At 51.0% G+C, this 4,181-nt stretch carries 4 protein-coding genes; all 4 read right to left on the bottom strand.

Annotation, left to right across the window (positions count from 1 at the left end; translation table 11 throughout):
• Positions 1-276 (bottom strand): hypothetical protein (locus FP827_03705; GenBank protein ID MBA3052180.1); only part of this gene is annotated, 276 nt, incomplete at its 3' end.
• Entirely contained in the window at positions 277-684 is a 408-nt protein-coding gene (locus tag FP827_03700) for a ribosome-binding factor A (protein ID MBA3052179.1), read from the bottom strand. It lies immediately after the preceding gene.
• A 15-nt stretch (positions 685-699) separates the two neighbouring features.
• Positions 700-3,114, bottom strand: coding sequence for a translation initiation factor IF-2 (gene infB, locus FP827_03695; GenBank protein ID MBA3052178.1), 2,415 nt, complete (start codon positions 3,112-3,114; stop codon positions 700-702).
• A gap of 24 nt (positions 3,115-3,138) precedes the next feature.
• Positions 3,139-4,137, bottom strand: coding sequence for a PorV/PorQ family protein (locus FP827_03690; protein MBA3052177.1), 999 nt, complete (start codon positions 4,135-4,137; stop codon positions 3,139-3,141).
• Positions 4,138-4,181 lie beyond the last annotated feature (44 nt).

The raw sequence follows: 4,181 nt of genomic DNA, 5'->3' as shown, positions 1-4,181 counted from the left end.
AAGGAGTTTTTGATTCCCCCCTTTCCGGCGCATGCCTTCAAGCTCATCCCACGGGATAAAAAATGACGCCGAGGACGAGGGCGAGGAAAGGAGCTGCGCGCAGAGAGCGTCAACCGTTTTTGAAGACGCGCCGGTCAGATCAAAAACCAGACCGGCGTCGCTTGAGGCGTGAGAAAAAGATACGGCCGAAAGTATGCCCAGACGGAACAAAACGGCGCCCAGCGCAAGGAAAAACCGCAGACTACACGACACTCTCCCGTACGAAGAGCTTTTCAATTAGGAACCGCCCTCACCGCTCTCATGCGCTATTTGATTGAGGATATCATCAATTTTCGCGGCTCTCGCAGGGGTCTGATCCAGCTTAAAAAAAACTTCCGGTATGTTTTTAATACGCATGTTTTTGCCTATTATATACTTGAAATAATTGGCTTTTCTCGTCAGCATCCGGCTCATCCGTCCGGTTTCACGCCGTAGGCGCAGATCCGCGTCCGGGACCGTCCCGGTTGACGTATCCGGAGAGACATAAACGCTGTAAAAAACGCAGCAGCTCCGGCAGTCGTTTGAAATAGTCACATCCGTAATAGTGAGAATAACCCCTGTGGGGATATGAAAATCCTTATGGATGACGCCGTTTACTTCCCGCTGTATCTGTTTGGCGAGCTTTACTTTTCTTTCATCGCGCATAATAGAATGCCCGCTCTACTCCTTGGCATCCCCGAGAACCCGCGCCACTTTCTCAAGCTCGTAAGCTTCTATAATATCCGCGGGCTTGAGATCGTTGTATCTATCAAGTGTAATACCGCACTCCATACCTTCCACGACCTCAGAGGCCTCATCTTTAAATCTTCTCAGCGAGGCAAGACTGCCCGTGTAAATTATTTTATCGTCCCTGACAAGCCTGGCTTTGGCCTTCTGCTTCAGTTTCCCCTTGGTAACGATACAACCCGCCACCACGCCTATGCGTGAAATGCTATAAGTTTTGAGCACCTCCGCGCGGCCTATCGGCGCCTCATTGTAAATCGGCGTCAGTTTACCTTCGAGCGCCTTTTTCAAGTCTTCCAGCAGTTTGTATATCACGGTATAAACCCTGATTTCCACGCATTTTTCCTGAGCGTCGGCCTCAACCTTATCCGATCCCTTTACATTAAAACCTATGATGATGGAACCTGATGCCTGCGCCAGCAGTATATCGCTCTGGTTGATGCCCCCGCAGGCGGCATGAACGATCTGCAAACGCACCTCGCTGCTGTCCAGTTTGGACAAAGAATCCTTAATGGCCTCCAGCGAGCCCTGCACGTCGGATTTAAGTATTATTTTAACGGTTTTCGTTTCGTCGCTGCCGCCGGAATAAAGAGCCTGCGCGCTGAACTTCATATCGTCCTGTACCCTTCTTCGGGAGGAGAGAATATCTCTGGAAAGCCCGGCGTTGGATATAACCGAAAACTCATCCCCCACTTCGGGGAGTGTCGTAAAACCCATGACCTCAACAGGCGTTCCGGGGAAAACATCCCTGATATTGCCTCCGCCCTCAACGTGAATGGCGCGCACTTTGCCGCCTGAAAAACCGCAGATGAAAGATTCCCCGACTTTAAGGACGCCGTCGCTTATAAGGACGGTAGCCAGCGGCCCCCGGCGCGGATCCATACTCGCCTCAAGAACCACGCCTCTTGCCCGGCACATCCGGTCGGCTTTAAGATCCATCATCTCGGTCTGAAGCAGGATCATATCAAGCAGTTCTTTCACGCCCTCGCCCGTCTTGGCCGAGATCGGCACCACTATGGTTTTTCCGCCCCAGTCCTCCGGCAGAAGATTCTCATTGGCGAGCTGCTGCTTGGTGTTTTCCAGATTCGCTGTCGGCAGATCTATTTTGTTCACCGCCACGATTATAGGCACAGCGGCGAGCTTCGCGTGGCTTATTGCCTCTCTCGTCTGCGGCATGATACCGTCATCGGCGGCCACAACGAGCACCACGACGTCGGTCACCTGTGTGCCCCTCATTCTCATGGCTGTAAAGGCCTCATGGCCGGGCGTGTCCAGGAATGTCATGGTATGATCTCCGTGCTTTATCTGATACGCGCCTATGTGCTGGGTGATATTGCCGAATTCCTTCAGCACGACATGGGATTTCCTGATATAATCCAGAAGAGAAGTTTTACCGTGATCAACATGCCCCATAACGGTTATAACGGGCGGCCTCGTGACCGCGCGGCTCATATCCCTGTCATCCGATTTCTTGACCTCGTCTTTATAAATATCCACGACTTCCGGCTCGAAGCCCTCTTCATGGATGATTAATGACGCCGTTTCGGTATCCAGCCGCTGATTTATTGTTGTGACCATCCCCTGCTTGAGCAGTTTTTTAATCAGCGCAACGGCTGACATATCAAGCTTTTCGGCCAGAGCGCCGACGGTGGTGGTTACGTCTATTTTGACGGTTTTTTTGGGTGGAGCAGGCTTAACAGGTTGCGGCGGGGGAGGAAGAACAGGCGGTGTTACGGGTTCTTCTTCTTTAGTCTTTTTTCCCGATTCCACAGGAGGCTTCGTGCCGAGAAACTTCTCTTTTATCTTCCTCACTTCTTCGGCGGTAAGGCCCGAAGATGGTTTTTTGCTAGTGATACCGAGATTTTTGATCTTCTCTATGAAAGTTTTGCTTGTGCATCCCATTTCCTGGGACAATATATGTACGAAGGTCTCATATTGCACGCGCGACTTTTTTCTGGGAGCTTTTTCCGCGGCTTTTAAGTCCGCCGTTGCGCCACGGCGCACTTTCAGCTCCGGCGTGACTTTCTCGGGAGCTTCAACCGTTTTGGCGGGTTTGATTTTAGCGGCCTTGGCCGGAGAGGCGCTTTTGGGCTTTGAGGGTTTCGCCGCGACAGCGCTCGCGCTCTTGGCCGCCTTGCTCCGGGGGGTCTTTGCAGCCGGGCTTTTTTTAGTCTTAGCGGCGGATGTTTTCCCGCTTCCGGAGGAAGACTTTTTTAATTTGCCAACTTCGGCCTTTGTCAGGCCCGACGAAGCAGTTTTACCCTCCTTGCCGAGTTTTTGTATCAGCTCTTTGCTGGTGACACCGAGCTCTTTAGCGAGATCGGAAATTCTGCATTCATATTTACCTGCCATTATTCTTTCTCCTTCTAACTCTTTCTAAAATTCTAATTTAAAACTCACTCTTTGGGAAGTGCCAAGTTCGGCATAGGGTTTTATCGAGTAATCAAGAGCGTACGAGCCGAAGTTAAAACCCACGCCGCCGCCAAGCCCTTCGTCTTCATCAAAACTGTCAGATTCCGTATTGCCGTAAATCGCTGAGACAGCCTTCATCATATAACCCGCCCTCAGAATCATGAATCTCGCCGGGGCAAGCTGCATACCCATCCTGAATGTCTTCTTCTCATCCACCGGCTCATAGGCCATATCCGCCGTCAATCCGAACACTCCCGCGAATTTGAACATCCCCCCGAGCGTGAATGTCAGAGGAAGCGGATATTTCTCCTCTATGAATTTCATATCCGGCCCGAGGTTTCTTACGCTCAGTCCGACTGACACTTTATCCGTCAGCTCTCTCATCGCCCCCATATCTATCGCGAATCCCTCCGCGCTCTCATCGGCTATCGTCTGCCTTATCAGTTTCACATTAACACCTAACATATTTTTACCGTTCAACTCTCTTGCCGCAGATACCGTAAACGCCGTATCGGAACTCTCAAAATCTGCGGTCTCTTTGCCGTCACTATCCCTGCCGTCTATCTCGCCGCTCCTCATGGATATTACGGATATGCCCAGATTGCCCCACATAACAGGAACAATGCTTCCCGCGAAATCATAAGTCATTCCCTGTATCCAGGCCGTGTGCGTAAATCCCGCCTGAGTCTGTCTCCCGTAAACCATCCCGGCAGGATTATAATACAGCGCTCCTATGCCGGATGCCGCGGCCGTATAAGCCCCGCCCATGGCTTCCGCTGCCGCCGTCGGCGCTATCTTCAGAAACGAAGCTCCGCTTCTGCCTGTCTCCGCACAAAGAAGAGAAAATTGAAATAGCAAAAAGTTTAGGGCGGCTGACAGAAAACAGATTTTAAATATTCTCATTTTACCACATTCTGAACCTTTCATCAGAATAGAAATCATAGAGCTTATCTTGGCACTCATTTTATCACCGCCATCTTTCCTGTCTTTTTCAGGGTGACGCCGTT

The organism is Candidatus Omnitrophota bacterium (assembly GCA_013791745.1).
Classification (GTDB): Bacteria; CG03; CG03; order CG03; family CG03; genus CG03.
The sequence above is the reverse complement of the archived record's forward strand: the minus strand, read 5'-3'. Positions and strand labels throughout refer to the sequence as shown.

What these genes read in the sequence shown, in the direction of transcription:
- FP827_03700 (MBA3052179.1), bottom strand. Translation starts at nt 684, where the DNA reads ATGCGCGATGAAAGAAAAGTAAAGCTCGCCAAACAGATACAGCGGGAA.
- infB (MBA3052178.1), bottom strand. Translation starts at nt 3,114, where the DNA reads ATGGCAGGTAAATATGAATGCAGAATTTCCGATCTCGCTAAAGAGCTC.
- FP827_03690 (MBA3052177.1), bottom strand. Translation starts at nt 4,137, where the DNA reads ATGAGTGCCAAGATAAGCTCTATGATTTCTATTCTGATGAAAGGTTCA.